The organism is Deltaproteobacteria bacterium (assembly GCA_016218975.1).
Lineage (GTDB): Bacteria > Desulfobacterota > Deferrimicrobia > Deferrimicrobiales > Deferrimicrobiaceae > JAENIX01.
Genome location: JACRCO010000065.1, coordinates 13,911 through 34,207, shown reverse-complemented (window position 1 = coordinate 34,207; position 20,297 = coordinate 13,911). Strand labels below are relative to the sequence as shown.

The window sequence follows — 20,297 nt, the reverse complement described above, 5'->3', positions numbered from 1 at the left end:
AGATAGATCGACGATGAGTTTCTTCCCGACAGCGTCCGCCAGCTTCGAGAGCTGTTTGAGCGTCGGATTGGCGATCTTCGGATTTTCCGGACAAACGCCCGCATAATCGCAATATTGACCTGAACTGCACGAGGACTGCTGAGGACTCCGGAAAGCATCGCAACGCCTTGCTCGGTAAATGCGTTGGGGAGGAATTTACGATGGTGTCCGCGACCGGTCTTTAAGATCACAGTTTGTGATCTTAAAGAATCGAACCCCCCCGACTATGCATTGACCGGCGGGCTCTTCTCCCGGAGTCCGGCGAAGATCGTACGTGTGAGGGATGCCTTCGCCGTCGTCAACGTGTACATCAACCGGGGAATCACGGGCGCCCTGGTGGGCCGGCAGCCCTTCGGGGGATTCAAGATGTCGGGCGTCGGCTCCAAGGCGGGCGGCCCCGATTACCTCCTCTTTCTTCGGACAAGATCGGGCGGGACGATCCGCGTTACGCCTACCTGGTCCGCAGGGGATACAACATGCGGTTCGCGGGCAGGCCCGACTTCACACGCCTATGTCGTGTTCCCGCTGATCAGCGGTTCGACGCTACCGCCTGTTCCGTGTCTACCGGCGGTGAAGGTACGATCGAGGCAAGCGATTCCGCCATCCCCGCTCGGAGCCTCCGGAAATCGGCCAACTCCCCGGCGGATGATCTCCCCGGGGGGGGAGTCGAAGAATCCTTCAGGGAGGAATACGACAAGAGGTAACTCACGACGACAATCGCTGCACTCGATATGGCAATGCCGGCGACGACCCGTTTCATTCCACCCCAAATGGTAATGGCAGTTAGAGACAGTTTGCATAATAGAAAATTTCCGTCAACCCATGAATTCGGCGGACGCCGTAAAACGATCGCACCCCTCCCGCGAAATCATATAGAGTCGGCGTCATCTTAAGGATAAGGAATAAGGAGGTGACGCGATGGATGAAAGAAACGTCTTCGCGGCAAGGGACGCAATGCGTACCGCCGTAAGGAAAAGGCCGGTGAGGATGGCGGCGATCGGCGCGATCATCGCGGCGTTCTTCCTGTTCCTGAAGCCGTGGGCGCAGATCGGGGCGGGGGAAAGAGGGGTCGTCCTCAACTTCGGGGCCGTTCAGGGCGTCGTGCTCGATGAAGGGCTGCACATCCGCATGCCGATCATGCAGAGGATCGTCCCGATGGACGTCAAGGTCCAGAAATCGCTGACGAGCGCGGCGGCGGCCTCGCTCGACCTCCAGGAAGTGACCTCGGAGGTCGCGATCAACTATCACATCGTTCCGGACAAGGCGAACGTCGTCTACCAGACGATCGGCATCCATTTCAAGGAGCGGATCATCGACCCCGCGGTGCAGGAGGTGGTTAAGGCTGTGACGGCCAAGTACACGGCGGAAGAGCTCATAACGAAGAGGCCGGCGGTGAGCGATGCCATGAAATCGAACCTTACGGAAAGGCTGATAACGAACAACATCGCCGTTGACGCATTCTCCATCGTCGGTTTCAGCTTCTCCAAGATCTTCATGGAAGCCATCGAGTCCAAGCAGACGGCGGAACAGCTCGCGCTGAAGGCGCGAAGGGACCTGGAGCGGATAAAGATCGAGGCGGAACAGAAGGTCACGGCGGCGAAGGCGGAGGCCGAGTCGCTGAGGCTGCAGAGGGCGAATATATCCCTGGACCTCATCGAGCTCAGGAAGGTGGAGGCAAATCTGAGGGCCATCGAGAAGTGGAACGGGATCCTTCCCCAGGTTACCGGGGGCGGGGCGGTGCCGTTCATCGGCGTGGGCGAAGTTCCGAAGAGATGAACCGGATCGTGAAGGTCGAGGATTTCGAGCCGTACGTCGGCGCGGAGACGGTCGAACGGATACTCGGGAAAGCGAAGCCGCTCCGGCATCTGCACATCGCCCACGTCAATTCGACGTATTACGGGGGCGGCGTCGCGGAGATCCTGTCCGCGAAAACGCTGCTCCTGAACAGCCTCGGGATCAAGACGGGTTGGAGGGTGATCCAGGGATCGCCCGATTTTTTCAGCATCACGAAGAAGATGCACAATGCCCTCCAGGGCGGCGAGATCCACCTCACGGACCGGGCGATGGGCCCCTTTGCGCCGGGCGGCGAGGTGGTCCTGAAGTCGTATTACGAGGTTCCGGAGGATATCGTCGAAGACGACGAGGAACTGGTCTCCTGGGCGAGAGTTGCCGCGGCGTTAAGAGGAAAGAGGAAGGCGCCGGTGCGCCGCACGCTGCGGCATGTCCGATAAAGGGTATTATTGCAGGACGATACCGGCTGTGTGAGAATCTCCGTTGGGCGGCGTCCGCCTCTCGCCGCATCCGGGGTGCACGATGGAATTTGCGCCGTATAAGTCCCTTCCTCGAATCTCCCGGCAGATCGGGCCATATCTACTTATCCTCCTCCTCGTGGTTCAAGCCGGATGCGGACATGTTTCGCCGACAAGAAACGGGCGCACGTCCGACGCTCCGGGAACCGTGGGCATCGTGACCGCGACCTTCCAGCCGGAAGTGAGACTGGATCTGCCCGGGAAGGGCAGGGTAGACGGAGCCGTGAGAGGGGCGGGACGCGGATTCCTCACCGGCGCGGAGGTCCCGCTTCGCATCCTCGGCGAGGGGATGCACGGTTGCAGCGGCCAGGAATGCGGGTACGTTGCGATCGGGATACTCGCGGTGGCGACCGCCACCGGCTCCGTAGGGGCGATCGTCGGAGGCGTGCACGGAGCGATCAAGGCCATGCCCGCCCGCGAGGCGAGGAAGATCGAGGAGGCGACGGAGGGTCTCGCGAACCTGTGGATCCAGGAGATCATGACGGACCGGGTCCTCGAGACGGAAACGGAGGACTGCGCGTGCCGGTATATCCTTCTTCCCGACGAGTCCTGGTCGGCGCCGGACGACGAAGCCGACTACAGCTCCCTTGCGGGAGAAGGGTTCGACTCGATCCTTGAAATCGGCGTCGTCTCCGTCGGGTTCAAGGGAACTCAATGGGGGAGCGATCCGCCCCTGTCGGTCTTTCTGGCGGTCCGCGTCCGCCGATACGACGGAAAAACCGGAAAACTGCTTGGCGTGGAGAACCTGGTCTTCGAAGGCGGCGAACGGAAGTTCGCCGAGTGGATGGCGGACGGCGCCGCCCCCGCGGAAGAGGAGTTCGAGCAGGGATACATGGAGATTGCGTATAAGATCGTCGGCACCATCCCCTGCAATTAGGGCAGGGCCTTTCGGAACACGCCGTCCCTGCTCCCAATCTGCCATCCTATCGTTGACCGGACATCCAATAATGACGAGCATGGAACGGAAAAGCGCCGGGCGGACTGCATTGGTGACGGGCGCATCCAGCGGAATCGGAGCCGTCTACGCCAGGCGTCTCGCCGCCGAAGGTTACGATCTGATACTGGTTGCCCGCAGAAAAGACCGTCTTGAGAAACTTGCCGAGGAACTGGAGGCAAACCACGGGGCTGCGGTGGAGGTCCTGGCGGCGGATCTGACCGACGACGCCGATCTCCGGAAGGTGGAGGAGCGGATCGCCCGCGCCGGGGAGCTTGAGTTCCTTGTCAACAACGCCGGCTTCGGCACCCGCGGCCTGTTTTTTCAGGCTCCCGTGGAGGAACCGGACCGGATGCACCGTCTTCATGTAATCGCCGCCGTACGGTTGTGCCACGCCGCCCTTTCAGGAATGGTCGCCCGCGGAAAAGGGACCCTGGTCAACGTTTCCTCGGTGGCCGCCTTCGGACAGAGCCACGGAAACGCCGGCTACTGCGCCACCAAGGCGTGGATGAACAGCTTCACGGAAGGGCTGCGCCTCGATCTTGACGCCGCCGGATCGCCCGTCAAGGTGCAGGCGCTCTGTCCGGGTTACACCCTCACGGAATTCCATGATGCATCGGGGATCGGGAGGGAGCACACTCCCGCGGCCTGGTGGATGTCCGCGGAGGACGTGGTGGACGCTTCCTTGCGAGGCCTTTCGCGGGGAAAACTGTTCGTCGTGCCCGGCTCTCTCATCCGCTCCCTCATGCTCCTGATCAGGGGGAAGCAGCACCGTTAGCGGGTTTCTCTCGAAAGTCCCATGTACCGCACTTAGACCGTCACCACGATCTTGCCGACTTGCTGGTTCGACTCCAGGTACCGATGCGCCTCGACGATCTGCTCGAGAGGGAACGTCTTGGCGACCACCGGCTTGAGCTTGCCCGCGGACAAACCGTCGACGATGAACTTCTTGGCTCGTTCGAGCCGCGGCGGATCTTGGGTGACCTCAAACACGAGATAGCCGCGGATGGTCAGCGACTTGGCCAACACGTCCAACAGCGGCAGCGGTGTCGGGTCGGTGCCGAGGACGCCGTACAGCAACAGGATGCCGCGCTCGGCCATCGCCGCCGTCAGCTTGGCTACGGTGGGCCCGCCCACCGGGTCGAACACGATGCGGGCTCCCTTCCCCCCGGTGAGCCTGTTCGCCTCGGCGACCAGGTCCTGCTCTTCGGTTACGATGACGTGCGCCGCACCGGCGGTAAGCAAAGCCTTGCGCTTGCCGCTGCCGCGCGTGAGCGCCACGGGCGTGGCGCCGATCATCCGTGCAATCTGGATGGCGGCAATGCCCACGCTGCTGGAAGCCGCCGGGATCAGCAGGGTGTCGCCCGCCTTCAGGCCCGCAATGTCGATCAACGCGCCGTACGCGGTGGCATATTGCATCCATACCGCCGCCGCCTCGGCCCACGACAGCGACGCAGGGTGCCTGGCCACCGCAAAGGCCGGCACGGTTGCCGTGTCGCCGTAGACGCCGTATTGGTTCTGCGAGAACGCCGGGATGGTGCTGACGGCGTCGCCGACCTTAAAGCCCTGCACGCCTTCGCCGAGCTCCGCGACGTTACCTGCCGCCTCGTAACCGAGGCGGGCGGGGAACGTGGGTGGCTCCAGGTAGTGGCCCGAACGGAACATCGCCTCGGCCCGGTTCAGGCCAAGCGCCTTCACCGCGATGCGGACTTCTCCCGGCCCCGGCGGCGGTACGTCCACGTGCTCGACCTTCAACACTTCCGGGCCACCGTTCTGGTGGAATCGGACGAGGCGTGCCATGACGGTCTCCTTTCTTCTCCCGATCTCTGGACATTGCTTATTACCGATTGGATTCGCCGAAGCGGAAGGAGGTCTCGCCCCGGCGCCAGGGTTGCCTTTCCGTGAGCGACCAGGACAACAGATCATTGAACATTCCGAAGTTGGTGCTTCCAGCGAAAAGCAGAGGCCGACCATCCGGATGTCGACCTCGCCGATCCGGAGTGGAATACCTCCGGGGTCCCCTGGCACACGCTGTACTACAAGGACAACTACCCCCGGCTGCAGCAGATCAAGACCCGCTGGGACCCCCGCAACGTCTTCCGCCACGCCCTGTCCATCCGCGCCTGACTCCGGACGCCCACCTCGCGGAAACCCTGAAGGCCGTTCTCGAACGGCGAGCCTGGGTCGAGCAGGAATCCCTGATCGACAGGCTGGCCGCGCTCCCGATGTGAACGGATTTCGAACCAGTTGAGGTCACTGATCGTGACTTCAAGCCATTTCGATGATTAATTTTTTACCGACGGCATCCGCCAACTTCGCGAGTTGTTTGAGGGTGGGATTGGCGACCTTCGGATTTTCCCATGCCTGGTAGGACTGGTATGTGATACGAAGCCGGTGCGCCACCTCTTTTTGACTCAGACCTAAATCGGTTCGAATTTTTCGAATCATCAAGGGGATACTTACATCGGGACATGGCTCCACCCAGCGAACGTTTTTCCCTTTCAGTGGCTTCGCTTCGGGAATCGAAAAATTGCGTTCAAAGCGCACCGCAAGCCACCCGGAAAGGGCGTCTTTCGCCATTTTCAGGAGTTCTTCTTCCGTGTCTCCCTCGGTAACGCAACCGGGAAGGTCGGGAAACTCCGCCCAGTATCCTCCTTCTTCGGCTTTGTGGATCATAAGTGGATATACGATCTTCATTTCAGGCCACCCAGCTTTCGGAGTGCTTCCAATGTTCCTTTCTTTAGATCCTTCTTCCCATGTACCGGTACCGATATCGTCCTGGTTCCTTTTACGAGAATATGATGGGAACCTTCTATCCGGTCCTCAACCCATCCGGCTGCCCTCAGCAATTTGACGAGCTCTTTGCCCGTCATGGATCGAGAATACAGGTTATAACCTGTATTGTCAATTTCCGACCGAAATTCATGCCAGGACCTGTTCGAGAAAGAGTCGTAACCTTGACGTCACAAATTGTTACCTCAAGTTCGCCAGGTTTTCGTCCCGCATGACCCGGTGCCCCCGAATGGTATGAATTCGTTGAGAAATGTCCTCTGTCCGAAGGGTTGGTCTTGATATCGGAATATGCGATTTCGAATCGTCGCTCATACCGAATCGATCTTCAATTTATGTGCCGCCGCCGGCCTGGAGGTCGATCGTGAGCGAGATCCTCCGCTTTCTTCTTGCTCGCGACAAAGGACGTGGCGCGCAGGGTGCGCCGGGCGGGCAGGGAGCCTGGTCCACTTACAGTATCGATCCCTTCCGGACCGTCCCGTTGCGTCGGGCCGCCCTGCTGTCCAGCAGGAAGACCTCCAGCAGCTCCGCGAGGTAGGGGATGAGGGGCATCGACGGGACGCCGATCTCGCCGCAGCACCGGACGTGCGTCTGGTAATTTCCCTGGACGAACTCGTCCGGCGCCCCTTCGTCCAGCAGTCTTCGGATGACGGTGACCGCCTGAAACGGGTACTCCTGGGCCGCAGGAGCGATCATGCGGTAGATCCCTTCGGCCCTCGCAGCCGCCCGGGGAGCGCCAACGCGGCGCCGCCGGCGCCTACGTTCGGCGCGCGCCGCCTCGCGCGCATGCGCATCCGATCGCGCTTCCGCCGTCGGCCCCGGGCCGCGAAGGAGCCGGTTGCGGACGGCGTAGTCAAGGATGGCGGCGTCCTGGCTCCTCACTTTGTCCTTCCACATGTTCGACACGGAATCCCTCATATACGCCAATGTCTCCGCGATCCGCCGACGGGCCGATCGTTCCTTCCAGAGTAAAGGAAATCCCTCCCCCTTGGGAATGCGGAATCGGATCGCTTTTCTTTCCGCCCCCGGAAGCTTGGGGCCGCCGCCCGTTCCCTCTACATCAAGGGGGCCAAGGAGGACATCGAGCGCGTAAGCGATGTCGTCCGCCGGCTCAAGGACCGGTGGGACCGCATCTGCGTAACCCTAGACACCTATCACCTGGTCGATGTCGATCACCCGATCTTCTGGATCGACCCGAAGGGGAATCCCCCGGCGCCCTTCACGATCATCACCGTGGAGGACGTCGAGAAGGGACGGTGGAGGCACAGGGACCGGTCGCTCCGGGACCGGATGCTCGATTACGTGCGGGCCCTGGACGCGGGCGGGCGGTATCCGCTCACCATCTGGCCTCCCCATTGCCTGATCGGCTCCTGGGGGCACAACGTCTTCGAGCCGCTGCGCAAGGCCCTCCTGGAGTGGGAGGAGGGGTACGCCACGGTGGACACCGATCCCGCCCCTGGAGGGGAGATGTCCCCGCCGAATAAATCAGCCTCCCTGAGCAAATCGCTCTATATTCGCGGCCTCCAGTGCCATAAATCCCTGTACCTCGACCGGCATCGGCCGGAACTGCGCAGCGAGGCGACGCCGGAGCTCGAGGCACTCTGGGCAAGCGGGCACGAGGTCGGCGTGTATGCCCACATGCTGTTCCCCGGGGGAGTCGTCGTACCCTTCGACGGGCTGACCAAGGACGAGCAGTTGGCGAAAACCCGCGAGGAGATCGACCGCGGGACGAAGGCCATCTACGAGGCTACCTTTTCCCACGACGACGTTTTCGTAAAGGCGGACATCGTCGTCCGGAATCGCGGCTGTTGGGATGGGTGCGGGATCCCCGTGAACAATGCGTACCGGGTGCACATCAACAACGGCTACGTCCGGGACGGGGACATCGTACCGGAGGAGCTGTTCGTCATCCAGGACATCACCGGGGTGGATGAGGGCACCGCATCGACTTTCACCAAATATAGGTAATTCAGCATCTGCTGAAAAGTCCTTGTTTGATGAAAACTAATCTGCTATTATCATTGTGGATGGCATTTTCAACAGACGTTGAAATAGGTGAGGGAGATGAAAATTGCATGGGAAGAACTGGAGCGGAAGGCGGCAGAGGCGTTGCGATCCTCGCTGGAGGGGGTTCCTTCCGTCAAGGTCCAGGGTATCGACAAGGATTGCGACATCGGTGGCCATCGGGCTGATTTTGTTACGACCGTCAGTACGCCGGCCGGGACCCGGTATTTCGTTGCCGAGGTCAAATCGGTGGGACAGCCCCGAGCGGCGCGCGAAGCGGTCAACCAACTCTGGCGCTTCCGGGAGAAGCGACCGGATGTCGTTCCGGTCTTCATTGCGCCTTATATCTCTCCCGCATCTGCGGAGCTCTGCAAGCAGGACGGTACGAGCTATGTGGACCTGTCCGGGAATTGCCGGCTGGTCTTCGACAATGCGTTTATCGAGCGGGAAGGAAGACCCAACCCTTTCGCGGAGAAACGTGATCTGCGTTCGCTGTACTCGCCCAAGTCTTCGCGGGTCTTGAGGGTTCTTCTGGCGAATCCCGGCAAGGTTTGGAGGGTTCAGGAGCTGGCGCGGGAATCCGAGGTCAGCCTGGGACTGGCGGACAACGTTAAGAAGCTCCTGGAGGATCGGGAATGGACCCGGAAAACGGAAGGGGGAGTGGCGATCCGAGAGCCGGAGAAGCTGCTGGCGGAATGGACGGAAAACTACTCCTTCCGGAAGAACCGGGTTCGAGATTGTTACTCGCTCGAACCGATTCCCGACCTGGAGGCCGGTCTGGCAGAGGAGTGCCGGGATCGAAAGGTGCGGTATGCCCTGACGGGCTTCTCCGCTGCGGCGCGGCTGGCGCCGATGGTGCGCTCTCCACGTGCTATGGCCTATGTCGAGAAACCGTTGGAGGAGTTGATCACCACCCTGGGGCTTAAGGAGGTTACGAGCGGGGCGAATGTGACTCTACTGGAGCCTTACGACGATGGGGTTTTTTACGGCGCCAAGGAGGTAGATGGGATCCGTGTGGCATCGCCCGTGCAAGTCTATCTCGACCTGAAAGGATTCCGGGGGCGGGGCGAGGAGGCCGCCGTGAAACTTCTCGATGAGGTGATCCGGCCGAAATGGTAACCCGAAGGGACTATACGGATAAGGCGGTCGGGGCGGCGAAGTCCGTTTTGATCGAACTTGTCCATCTGCTGGGTGAATACCGGGACGAAATTGTTCTCGTTGGCGGCGAGGGGATGCGATCTGGCGTTCACGGCTCCGACGGAATTGCGGGTGGAGGGAGGACTGCCGGGGGGCGGAAAGGATTCCGTTATCGTACGAGTCGCTTCCATCGTGCCTTTCCTCGTGATGAAGGGCATGGCACTTTCCGATCGCCTAAAGGAAAAGGACCCTTGGGATATCTATTACTGCGTGCGGCACTTTCCGGGGGCAATCGATGCACTGTCTGAGGAGTTCCACCCTTATATGCGGCATGGCCTTGTCCGGGAAGGCATGGAGAAGATTGCCGCTGCTTTCGCATCCGTGGAGCACGTAGGACCGGTATCCGTAGCCGACTTCGAGGAGGTGACCGATCCGGAAGACCGGGCGTTGCTTTGCCGGGATGCATTCGAACGGGTGAGCCTGCTGCTGGGAAAAGCCATATGAGTCTCCAGAAAGGATCTTTCCGAACTGATGCCTGGAACTATAAAATATTCCGCCCCTATGTTCCTCCCTCCCGTCAGCGCAAGCCGTCCGTTGACGATAATGATCTTGTCGTGGTCACTTGCGGCAAGCGCAATGGAGTTCAAGGTCAGGAATGTGTCTGTAAATGAGACCTTCCCGAAAGCAGGCAACTCCGACAGCCTGGATCCTTGCTTGCGGATCCGGGACCTACGTGCTAGATTGACGCCAGTTCGGAAAATCCCGAGACACAATCCTCTCCCCAAGGGACCTTTCGAAGAAGCAGGCCCGCCGCCGCCGGCGTTCAACGCTTCTCCCGAGATTTCACCATGCGGAAAGACCGGTCGGGCGAACAGCCCGCTCCAACGATTGTGCCTGGTGAAAACGACAGGAGAAGAAGAGAACGTGCAAGTACAGAGAACGTCCGAGGAAAGAAAACCGTTTGAAGCGTTCGGGCTCCGCCCCGAGCTCCTCCGTGCCGTGGCGGAGAAGAACTACACCGTACCGACACCCATCCAGGAGAAGGCGATCCCCATCGTACTCGATGGAAAGGATCTTATCGGCTGCGCCCAGACCGGCACCGGGAAGACGGCCGCCTTTGCCCTGCCGATCCTCCACCGGCTCCAGGAGGCGCCATGGATGGGGCGCGGGAAGCGGTCCATCCGCGTCCTCGTGCTGACGCCGACGCGGGAGCTGGCCTCCCAGATCGCGGAGAGCTTCGGCGCGTACGGCAGGCACACGGGCCTCAAGCACGCGATTGTGTTCGGGGGCGTCAGCCAGCACCCGCAGGTGCAGGCCCTCCAGAGAGGGATCGACATCCTCGTGGCCACGCCAGGACGGCTGCTCGACCTTATGTCGCAGGGGTTCGTCAACCTGCGGACCGTCGAAACCTTCGTCCTGGACGAGGCCGACAGGATGCTCGACATGGGATTCATACACGACATCCATCGGATCATCGACCAGTTGCCCGGGGAGCGGCAGACGCTGTTCTTCTCGGCCACGATGCCGGGGGAGATCCGGGGGCTCGCCGACAGCATACTGCGCAACCCTGTCCGGGTAGCCGTGACACCCGTCGCGACTCCGGCGGAAGCCGTGGCGCAGCAGGTCCATTACGTGGAGAAACCGGAAAAGATCGCATTGCTCAAGCACCTCCTGGACGGCCCCTCCGTCAAGAACGCGCTGGTCTTTACCCGCACCAAGCATGGCGCCGACGGGGTCACCAGGCAGCTTGCCCGCCATAACGTACAGGCCGAGGCGATCCACGGCAACAAGTCGCAACAGGCGCGCGAGAAGGCCCTGTCGCGTTTCAAGCGGGGCCAGACGAGGGTGCTCGTCGCGACCGACATCGCCGCCCGGGGGATAGACATCGTCGACCTGTCCCACGTGATCAACTTCGACCTTCCCAACGAGCCGGAGAGCTACGTCCACCGGATCGGCCGCACGGGACGGGCGGGCGCCACAGGCATCGCCCTGTCCTTCTGTTCCTTCGAGGAGCGCCCGTTCCTCGCGGGGATCGAACGGCTGATCCGCAAGCATCTGCCTGTGGCGGAGAGCCACCCATACCGCTCCGAACGCAACCCGGGGCCGCCGACGGACCTCGATCCGCGGCGCGCGAACGGCTTGCCGGCCTTGTCCATGATCCGCGCAGACGAGTTGTTCCGGCCGGGCCGTATCGACGCATTCCCGGGCCGTTCCGACGGGAGGCCGGGCCGGTCCCGCCGGGAGTCCAAGTGGGGCGCCCGCCCCGGAAACGGCAGGCAGGGCAACCGCGCGGCGGATCGCCGCCGGTAGGGGCGACAGGGATCCACAAATCAGACGATTGCAAATTGGAACGTCGCCCAGTCACTGAACATCCAATCTGCAACTTGCCGAAAATGGAGGCCTTCCCCCGATGGTCCTTGCCTCCGTGACACCCGTGATCGAAGCGTTCCATGGCGCACGCCAATGGGCAGGTACCGACGGTTTCCCCCATCGATGTCCATTCTAGGGACCCTGCGCAATTTAAGAGCTAGCCTCCTCGGAAACGGATCGGCGATAAAGTTCGCCGCCGACGAGCCGCCGCTGCGATCGGAGTTGTTCAGCAGCGACCAGATGAAGCAGCATGGCAGGATCCTGGCGGGCTCGCACAAGTTGGGTCCGAGAGAAGTGAAGGACCGGCTCCTGGCTCGGCTGGCGGAGAACGAAGACGTCCTGATCCGAGCCTGCAACCTGCTGACCTCAGCGGCCAAGGCGAACCGCCGGATTGCGCCGGCCGGGGAATGGCTTCTCGACAACTTCTACCTCATCGAAGAACAGATCCGCACGGCCAGGCGACACTTGCCGAAGGGGTACAGCCGGGAGCTGCCGCGATTGCTTTCCGGCCCATCCGCCGGGCGTCCGCGCGTGTACGACATCGCCCTTGAGACGATCATGCACGGCGACGGCAGGGTGGACCCGGAAACTCTCAGCAGCTTCGTGGCCGCCTACCAGACGGTAACTTTCCTTACGTTGGGCGAATTGTGGGCGATCCCGATCATGCTCCGCCTGGCGCTGATCGAGAATCTCCGGCGCGCCGCAGCGCGGATCGCCGCCGATATGAGGGAACGAAACCGCGCCGCCCATTGGGCGGAACAGATGATGGAGATCGCCGAGAAGGATCCGAAGAGCCTGATCCTCGTGACCGCGGACATGGCCCGGTCGAACCCGCCGATGGTGAGCTCGTTTGTTGCGGAATTTGCGCGCCGGTTGCAGGGACAGAGCCCCGCTTTGGCATTGCCGCTCACCTGGATAGAACAAAGACTTTCCGAGTCCGGCCTGACGATCGAGCAGCTGGTACGGTCGGAGAGCCAGCAACAGGCCGCCGATCAGGTGTCCATCGGCAACAGCATCGGCAGCCTCCGATTCCTGGGAGCGATGGACTGGCGCGACTTCGTCGAGAGGATGAGTGTTGTCGAGCAGGTGCTGCGTGAGGATCCCGGCGGAGTCTACGGCAGGATGGATATCGCCACCCGCGATCGCTACCGTCACGTCGTGGAGAAGATCGCGAAGATCAGCCGGCTATCCGAAGGCGAGGTGGCGCGCAAAGCCATTCGTTTATCCGGCGAGGACGCGGCCGGGAAAGGCAGGGACGATCGAGCGGCACATGTCGGGTTCTACCTGGTCGACAAGGGATTGCCGCAACTCGAACGAGCGGCGGAGGTGCGCCTGTCCCTCCTGGAGGCTATTGTGCGGAGGAGCCGCCCCTTTCCCTTGCTCCTCTATCTCGGCACGATCACGCTGCTGACGGCGATTATCACAGGGATCCTGTTAGTGAAAGCACATGCAGGTGGGACCCCGGACAGGCTGCTCGCGCTGATGGGGTTCCTTTCGCTGCTGGGCGGAAGTCAGCTGGCGGTCGCGCTGGTGAACTGGCTGGGCACGTTGCTGGTGACGCCGCATCCGCTGCCGCGAATGGATTTCTCCGAAGGGATTCCGGAGGAATCACGCACCCTGGTGGTGATCCCGACGATGCTCACGAGCGCTCCCGACATCGAGGACCTGGTCGAGGCGCTGGAAGTCCGGTTCCTGGCCAACCGGGACGACAATCTGTACTTCGGACTGCTGACGGATTTCCGGGATGCGCTCCAGGAAACGATGCCGGAGGACGAACCGCTGTTGCGGCTGGCCCGGAAGCGGATCGAGGAGCTGAACGAAAAGTACAGTGATGAAAAGAGCGACACGTTTTTCCTTTTTCATCGCCCGCGCCTGTGGAATCCCCGGGAGGGGATCTGGATGGGCTACGAGCGAAAGCGTGGGAAGCTTGCGGAGTTGAATGCCTTGCTGCGCGGCGGCCCAGGGGATCGCTTTTCCCTCGTTGTCGGCAATACCGCCGTTTTATCGAACGCGAAGTACGTGATTACCCTGGACACGGATACGCGGCTTCCGCGCGATTCGGCGCGGCAGTTCGTGGGAACCATGGCGCACCCGCTGAATCGTGCGCGGTACGACGAAGTGAAGCAGCGTGTCTCCGAAGGGTACGGAATCCTTCAGCCTCGCGTAGCCGCGAGCCTGCCGGGCACGAACAGGTCGAGGTACGCGCGACTGTTCGGGAGCGAATCGGGCATCGATCCGTATACGCGCGCCGTCTCCGACGCCTACCAGGATGTGTTCGGTGAAGGCTCCTTCATCGGCAAGGGGATCTATGACGTGGATGCGTTCGAGCGGGCGCTCCGTGGGCGTTTTCCCGAGAACCGGATCTTAAGCCACGATCTTCTGGAAGGGTGCTATGCGCGGGCGGGGCTGTTGAGCGATGTGCAGTTGTACGAGGATTATCCATCACGCTACAGCGCGGACATGAGTCGCCGGCACCGCTGGATTCGCGGGGATTGGCAGATTGCGTCGTGGTTGGTGTCGCGCGTTCCCGGACCCGGCGAGCTCCGCAAGAGGAATCCTCTCTCGAACCTGTCCCAATGGAAGGTCTTCGACAATCTTCGTCGCAGTCTCGTGCCTTCGGCGTTGACGCTGATGTTGCTGCTGGGCTGGATGTTCCTGTCGCCGCTCTGGCTATGGACCTTGGCGGTGATCGGAATTCTCCTGGTTCCACCGTTGGCGGCATCGGTACTGGAACTGTTCCGGAAGCCGAACGACGTGCTGCCGGGGCAGCACTTCGCCGCCGCAATGCGTTTGGCCGGCCGGCACTTCACCCAGGCGGCATTTACGTTAGTGTGCCTGCCCTACGAGGCGTTTTTAAGCCTGGATGCGATGTTGCGCACGGTCTGGCGATTGTTGATCGCGAATAAACGGCTTCTGGAATGGAGCCCGTCGGGCGATCCGGACCGCAATCGCGACGCGGATCTCGTCGCCTCTTACCGGTCAATGTGGATCGCTCCCGCGATCGCCGCTGCCGCGGTGGTATACCTGGCGCTTTCGAGGCCGGTCGCGCTGGCCGTGGCCGGGCCCATACTGGCCCTCTGGCTTGCCTCCCCCGCGGTTGCCTGGTGGATCAGCCTGCCGTTTCCCCCCCGATCCCCCCGGCTTTCGGCCGACCAGGCCATCTTTCTCCGTAAACTTTCCCGAAAGACCTGGGCGTTCTTCGAAACCTTCGTCGGCCCGGAAGATAACTGGTTGCCTCCCGACAGCTATCAGGAGTATCGCGTCGCCGCGGTTGAGCACCGCACATCGCCGACCAACATGGGGCTCGCGCTGCTCGCGAATCTGTCCGCGTACGACTTCGGTTACCTCCCGGCCGGACAACTCATCGAGCGCACGGCGAACGCATTCCGCACGATGGAATCCCTGGAACGGCACCGGGGCCACTTCTACAACTGGTACGACACGCAGTCCCTGACACCTCTCAACCCTCTCTACGTTTCGACGGTGGACAGCGGGAACCTCGCCGGCCATCTGCTGACGTTGCAGCCGGGTTTGCTCGCACTTCCCGACCAGAAAATCCTGGGATCGCGATGGGTGGAGGGCTTAAGCGACACGCTCGGGATTCTCGTGGACGCAGCGGGGGGAGCAGCGAAGGCACAGCTTGCCCAACTTCAAAATGACCTTGCGGCAGCATCGGAATCCCGGCCTTCGACGCTCCCGGCCGCCCGGCAGTGCCTGGACCGGCTGGCGGCGTCCGCCGATGAGGTTATCCGCGCTCTTGAAGCCGACTCCGAGGGTCAGCCGGCGTGGTGGGCACATGCCTTCGCCCGGCAATGCAGGGACCTCATCGAGGAATTGACGTATCTCGATCCCGGCAACGATGGGATCCCGACCCTGCGCGAGTTGGCAGGCGTGGGGAACGGTCGTGCCAGGGCAAGGATTGCGTCAATCGATCTCCTTGCACGGCAAGCCGGCGATCTCGCCCGCATGGAGGTCGATTTCCTGTTCGACAAGACACGTCGTCTGCTGGCCATCGGGTACAACGTGGGTGAGCGCAGGCGTGATTCGAGTTTCTACGATCTGCTGGCTTCGGAAGCGAGATTGTGCACTTTCGTGGGGATTGCGCAGGGACAACTGCCGCAGGAGAGCTGGTTCGCCCTGGGGCGCCTGCTCACTACCGCCGGAGGAGAGCCGATCCTCCTTTCGTGGAGCGGTTCGATGTTCGAGTACCTAATGCCGCTCCTGGTGATGCCGACGTACGAAAACACGCTGCTCGACCGGACCTACAGGGCGGCCGTGGAGAGACAGATCCGGTATGGGGCGCAGCGCGGCGTACCATGGGGCATGTCGGAATCCTGCTACAACCTGGTCGACGCACGTTTCAATTACCAATACCGCGCATTCGGAGTGCCCGGGCTGGGGCTCAAACGCGGGCTCGCCGAGGACCTGGTCGTCGCGCCGTATGCGTCCGCACTGGCGCTGATGGTGACGGCCGAGGAGGCATGTCTGAATCTGCAGCGACTTGCCGCGGAAGGGGTGGAAGGAAAATTCGGCCTGTATGAAGCCGTCGACTACACGCCTTCCCGTCAACGACGCGGACAATCGAGTACCGTGGTCCGGGCCTTCCTGGCGCATCACCAGGGCATGAGCCTCCTTTCCCTGGCTTATCTGCTCCTGGACCGACCGATGCAGAAGCGATTCGATTCGGATCCGCGGTTCCAGGCAACCACGCTGTTGCTCCAGGAGCGGGTTCCAAAGGCCACGGCGTACTATTCGCTTGCCGCCGAGCTCTCCGATTTGCGTACGACTCCCGATGGCATGAAAACCCCGGTGCGCACATTCAACAGCCCGGACACGCCGGTGTCGGAAGTGCATTTGTTGTCGAACGGCAGATACCACGTGATGGTCACCAACGCCGGCGGCGGTTACAGCCGCTGGAAGGACATCTCGATCACCCGCTGGCGCGAAGACGGTACCCGCGACGGCTGGGGCACGTTCTGTTACTTGCGCGACGTGGCCGGCGGGGAGTTCTGGTCGACCGCCTATCAGCCGACGCTCAAGCGGCCGGAGAAGTACGAGGTGATTTTCTCGGAAGCGCGAGCGGAATTCCGCCGACGCGACCACGACTTCGACACTCATACGGAGATCGTCGTTTCCCCGGAGGATGACATCGAGCTGCGCCGAATCCGCGTCGTCAATCGCTCACGGAGGCGCAGAGCGCTCGACGTGACGAGTTACGCGGAAGTCGTTCTTGCATCGCCTGCTGCGGACGCACTGCATCCGGCGTTCAGCAACCTTTTTGTCCAGACCGAGATCCTCCCCCGGCGCCAGGCGATCCTCTGCACCCGCCGGCCCCGGTCCCTCGATGAGCCGGTTCCCTGGATGTTTCACGTGATGGCCGTGCACGGGGCGGAAACCGGAGAAGTTTCCTATGAGACGGACCGCATGCGGTTCATCGGCCGCGGAAACACGGCCGCCGATCCGCAAGCGATGAGAGAATCCGCGGCGCTCTCGGGCACCCAGGGCTCCGTGCTCGACCCGATTGTCGCGATCCGCCGCCGGATCACCTTCGATCCGGGAGAATCGGCGACGATCGATATCGTTTCCGGCGCATGCGAAACCCGCGCCGCCGCTTTAAGCCTTGTCGGGAAATACCAGGATCGGCGCCTCGCGGATCGCGCTTTCGACCTGGCGTGGACACACGGGCAGGTGGTCCTGCAACAGCTCAATGCCACGGAAGCCGACGCACAACTTTTTGGACATCTTGCCGGCTCCGTCATCCATGCCGATTCTTCTCTGCGCGCCGACGCGAGCGTTCTGATCAAGAACCGCCGCGGACAATCCGGCCTATGGGGATATTCCATTTCCGGCGATTTTCCGATCGTGCTGGTGCAGATCGGAGACCCGGAGAACATCAACCTGGTCCGCCAACTCGTGCAGGCCCACGCATACTGGCGCTTGAAAGGGCTGGCGGTGGACCTGGTGATCTGGAACGAAGATCGCGCAGGTTACCGGCAAGTGCTCCAGGATCAAATCATGGGGTTGATTGCTTCAGGCATCGAAGCCTACGCGACCGATCGGCCGGGCGGCATCTTTGTGCGGCTCGCGGAGCAGATATCGGAAGAGGACCGCATCCTGCTGCAAACGGTCGCCCGCGCCATCCTCATAGACAGCCGGGGGACGCTGTGGGACCAGATCCACCGCCGCCGGCCGGCGGAAGTGGCGGTCCCGCGCCTCACGCCGTCCCGTAGCCATCCCGCCGAAGCTCCCGCGGCAGCCGAGCCGCCCCGCCGCGACCTGGTTTTCTTTAACGGACTGGGAGGTTTCACGCCGGATGGACGCGAATACGTAATTACGACTGCGCAGGGGGAAGTGACGCCGGCGCCGTGGGTGAATGTGCTGGCGAATCCGAACTTCGGAACGGTTCTCTCCGAGAGCGGCCATGCCTTTACGTGGAGCGAGAATGCCCACGAGTTTCGTCTTACTCCGTGGGCAAACGACCCGGTGACCGACTCGAGCGGAGAATCCTTTTACATCCGTGATGAAGAGAGCGGCCGCTTCTGGTCCCCCACGCCGCTGCCCGCCCGGGGGGCGACGCCTTACGTCATCAGGCACGGATTCGGCTACAGCGTCTTCGAGCACACGGAGAGCGGCATCCGGTCCGAGATGTGGGTTTATGTGGCTCTGGACGCACCGGTCAAGTTCACGGTGTTGAAAGTCCGAAACGAATCCGGCCGATCGCGCAGGCTCTCCGCCACGGGATATGTGGAATGGGTGCTGGGAGATCTGCGGCCGAAAACGGCCATGCACGTGGTCACTGAAGTCAACCACGACAGCGGCGCGCTCTTCGCGCGGAACGCGTACAACACGGAGTTCGCCGGACGGGTCGCCTTTTTCGACGTACACGATGCGATTCGGACCGCAAGCGGCGACAGGATGGAGTTCCTCGGGCGCAACGGCACGCTGCGAAGTCCTGCCGCCATGTCCCGGGCGTGCCTCTCGGGCAAGGTAGGGGCCGCCCTGGATCCCTGCGCCGCGATCCAGGTTCCCTTCGATCTGGCCGACGGGGAAGAGCGTGAGGTCATCTTCACGCTCGGCGCAGGGCGAAACGCGAATGATGCAGTCAACCTGGTGCATCGATTCCGTGGGTCTTCCGCGGCGCGTGGGGTACTCGAAGCAGTGTGGGAGTACTGGAAGCGCACTCTCGGCGCAGTCCATGTGGAAACCCCCGACCCTTCCATCAACATCCTGACCAACGGCTGGCTCCTGTACCAGACCCTGGCATGCCGTCTTTGGGCGCGGAGCGGATACTATCAATCGGGAGGCGCGTTCGGTTTTCGCGACCAGCTGCAGGACGTAATGGCGCTCCTCCACGCCGAGCCGCTCCTTGCGCGAGAGCATTTGCTCCGTTGCGCGGCCCGCCAGTTCCGGGAAGGAGATGTCCAACATTGGTGGCATCCCCCCTTGGGCCGGGGAGTGCGCACGCACTGTTCGGACGATTTCCTCTGGCTGCCGCTGGCGACTTGTCATTACGTTTTGAACACGGGGGATACCGGAGTATTGGACGAACCCATCCGCTTTATCGAAGGCCGCCCGGTAACTTTGGAGGAAGACTCCTATTACGACCTGCCCGGACGGTCCGAAGAGTCGGCCACCTTGTACGACCACTGTGTGCGGGCCATCCTGAAAGGCCTCGGGACCGGAGAGCACGGTCTTCCGCTCATCGGCTCCGGCGACTGGAACGACGGCATGAACCTGGTGGGCGAAAACGGCAAAGGCGAAAGCGTCTGGCTGGGGTTTTTCCTCTATGAGGTGCTCCTGCGGTTCGCCGAGGTTGCACGCGATCGCGGCGACCTGTCCTTCGCCGAACGTTGCCGCAGAGAGGCGGATCAACTGCGCCTGAAGATCGATGAGAACGGCTGGGACGGCGAGTGGTACCGCCGCGCCTACTTCGACGACGGCTCGCCGCTTGGATCGGAGAGCAACCCCGAATGCCGGATCGATTCGATCGCGCAAAGCTGGTCGGTTCTATCCGGGGCAGGAAACACCGAGCGCTCGCGCATGGCGATGGAAGCGGTGGATCGGCGCCTCGTTCGACGGGAGCATGCGCTGATCCAGCTCCTGGACCCGCCGTTCGACAAGTCGGATTTGAACCCCGGCTATATAAAGGGGTACGTCCCGGGCGTGAGGGAAAACGGCGGGCAGTACACGCATGCTGCGATCTGGGCGGCGATGGCGTTCGCCGCGTTGGGCGACAGCCGGCGCGCATGGGAACTGTTGGCGATGATCAACCCGGTGAACCATGCGAGATCTCCGGAGGAGGTTGCGGCCTATAAAGTGGAACCGTACGTCGTCGCGGCGGACGTCTATGCGCTCTCGCCCCACACGGGCCGCGGCGGATGGACATGGTACACCGGCTCGGCCGGCTGGATGTACCGGCTGATCGTGGAATCCCTCCTGGGCTTGCGGCTGGAAGTGGACAAGCTGCGTGTTGCTCCATGCCTCCCCACGGATTGGAAGGGGTTCAAGGTGTACTACCGGTATCGCGAGACGGTCTACGACATCGCAGTCCTGCAACAGCCTGCCGATGTCGGCGGAACGACGGTGACTGTCGATGGGATTGATCAACCCGACAAGTCGATCCCCCTTGTCGATGACCGCCGAAATCATTCGGTCGAGGTGGTGATTCTCCAAACGCTTGTTTAATGACGCCCTGCATGTGGTATGTCAAAAAT

At 62.0% G+C, this 20,297-nt stretch carries 13 protein-coding genes and 2 pseudogenes; 11 read left to right on the top strand and 4 right to left on the bottom strand.

Annotation, left to right across the window (positions count from 1 at the left end):
• Positions 1–135: 135 nt before the first annotated feature.
• The 5 genes and pseudogenes from HY896_08865 to HY896_08845 all read left to right on the top strand — a co-directional run bounded on the left by HY896_08865 (position 136) and on the right by HY896_08845 (position 4,060).
• A complete protein-coding gene (locus HY896_08865; protein ID MBI5576456.1) occupies positions 136–816 on the top strand; it encodes an aldehyde dehydrogenase family protein in 681 nt (226 codons plus the stop codon).
• A 141-nt stretch (positions 817–957) separates the two neighbouring features.
• Complete coding sequence (locus HY896_08860; protein MBI5576455.1) at positions 958–1,815, top strand: prohibitin family protein; 858 nt, start codon at positions 958–960, stop codon at positions 1,813–1,815.
• Positions 1,812–2,099: pseudogene (locus HY896_08855) on the top strand (glycosyl transferase family 1). Before HY896_08860 ends, HY896_08855 begins: the two are co-directional and overlap by 4 nt.
• Before the next feature lie 406 nt (positions 2,100–2,505).
• Entirely contained in the window at positions 2,506–3,225 is a 720-nt protein-coding gene (locus HY896_08850) for a hypothetical protein (GenBank protein MBI5576454.1), read from the top strand.
• A 79-nt stretch (positions 3,226–3,304) separates the two neighbouring features.
• A complete protein-coding gene (locus HY896_08845; protein ID MBI5576453.1) occupies positions 3,305–4,060 on the top strand; it encodes an SDR family oxidoreductase in 756 nt (251 codons plus the stop codon).
• A 32-nt stretch (positions 4,061–4,092) separates the two neighbouring features.
• On the opposite strand, the gene HY896_08840 is transcribed toward HY896_08845, so the two are convergent.
• Positions 4,093–5,082, bottom strand: coding sequence for a zinc-dependent alcohol dehydrogenase family protein (locus HY896_08840; protein ID MBI5576452.1), 990 nt, complete (start codon positions 5,080–5,082; stop codon positions 4,093–4,095).
• A 168-nt stretch (positions 5,083–5,250) separates the two neighbouring features.
• Here HY896_08840 and HY896_08835 point away from each other — a divergent pair.
• Positions 5,251–5,409: pseudogene (locus HY896_08835) on the top strand (BBE domain-containing protein).
• Between the two features lie 141 nt (positions 5,410–5,550).
• Here HY896_08835 and HY896_08830 read toward each other — a convergent pair.
• The 3 genes from HY896_08830 to HY896_08820 all read right to left on the bottom strand — a co-directional run bounded on the left by HY896_08830 (position 5,551) and on the right by HY896_08820 (position 6,990).
• On the bottom strand, positions 5,551–5,979 hold the full coding sequence (locus HY896_08830; GenBank protein ID MBI5576451.1) for a type II toxin-antitoxin system HicB family antitoxin: 429 nt from the start codon (positions 5,977–5,979) through the stop codon (positions 5,551–5,553).
• On the bottom strand, positions 5,976–6,155 hold the full coding sequence (locus HY896_08825) for a type II toxin-antitoxin system HicA family toxin (protein ID MBI5576450.1): 180 nt from the start codon (positions 6,153–6,155) through the stop codon (positions 5,976–5,978). The genes HY896_08830 and HY896_08825 overlap by 4 nt, the downstream gene beginning before the upstream one ends.
• A gap of 367 nt (positions 6,156–6,522) precedes the next feature.
• On the bottom strand, positions 6,523–6,990 hold the full coding sequence (locus HY896_08820; GenBank protein ID MBI5576449.1) for a hypothetical protein: 468 nt from the start codon (positions 6,988–6,990) through the stop codon (positions 6,523–6,525).
• A 315-nt stretch (positions 6,991–7,305) separates the two neighbouring features.
• Between HY896_08820 and HY896_08815 the strand changes: the two genes are divergently transcribed.
• The 5 genes from HY896_08815 (at position 7,306) to HY896_08795 (ending at position 20,268) form a co-directional block, all read left to right on the top strand.
• Complete coding sequence (locus HY896_08815) at positions 7,306–8,040, top strand: hypothetical protein (protein ID MBI5576448.1); 735 nt, start codon at positions 7,306–7,308, stop codon at positions 8,038–8,040.
• A gap of 96 nt (positions 8,041–8,136) precedes the next feature.
• Positions 8,137–9,195 (top strand): hypothetical protein, encoded by a 1,059-nt coding sequence (locus tag HY896_08810; GenBank protein ID MBI5576447.1) that lies wholly within the window; start codon positions 8,137–8,139, stop codon positions 9,193–9,195.
• Between the two features lie 99 nt (positions 9,196–9,294).
• Positions 9,295–9,717 (top strand): hypothetical protein, encoded by a 423-nt coding sequence (locus tag HY896_08805; GenBank protein ID MBI5576446.1) that lies wholly within the window; start codon positions 9,295–9,297, stop codon positions 9,715–9,717.
• Between the two features lie 132 nt (positions 9,718–9,849).
• Positions 9,850–11,523, top strand: coding sequence for a DEAD/DEAH box helicase (locus tag HY896_08800; GenBank protein MBI5576445.1), 1,674 nt, complete (start codon positions 9,850–9,852; stop codon positions 11,521–11,523).
• 183 nt (positions 11,524–11,706) lie between these two features.
• Complete coding sequence (locus tag HY896_08795; protein ID MBI5576444.1) at positions 11,707–20,268, top strand: cyclic beta 1-2 glucan synthetase; 8,562 nt, start codon at positions 11,707–11,709, stop codon at positions 20,266–20,268.
• The last annotated feature ends 29 nt before the right edge of the window (positions 20,269–20,297 follow it).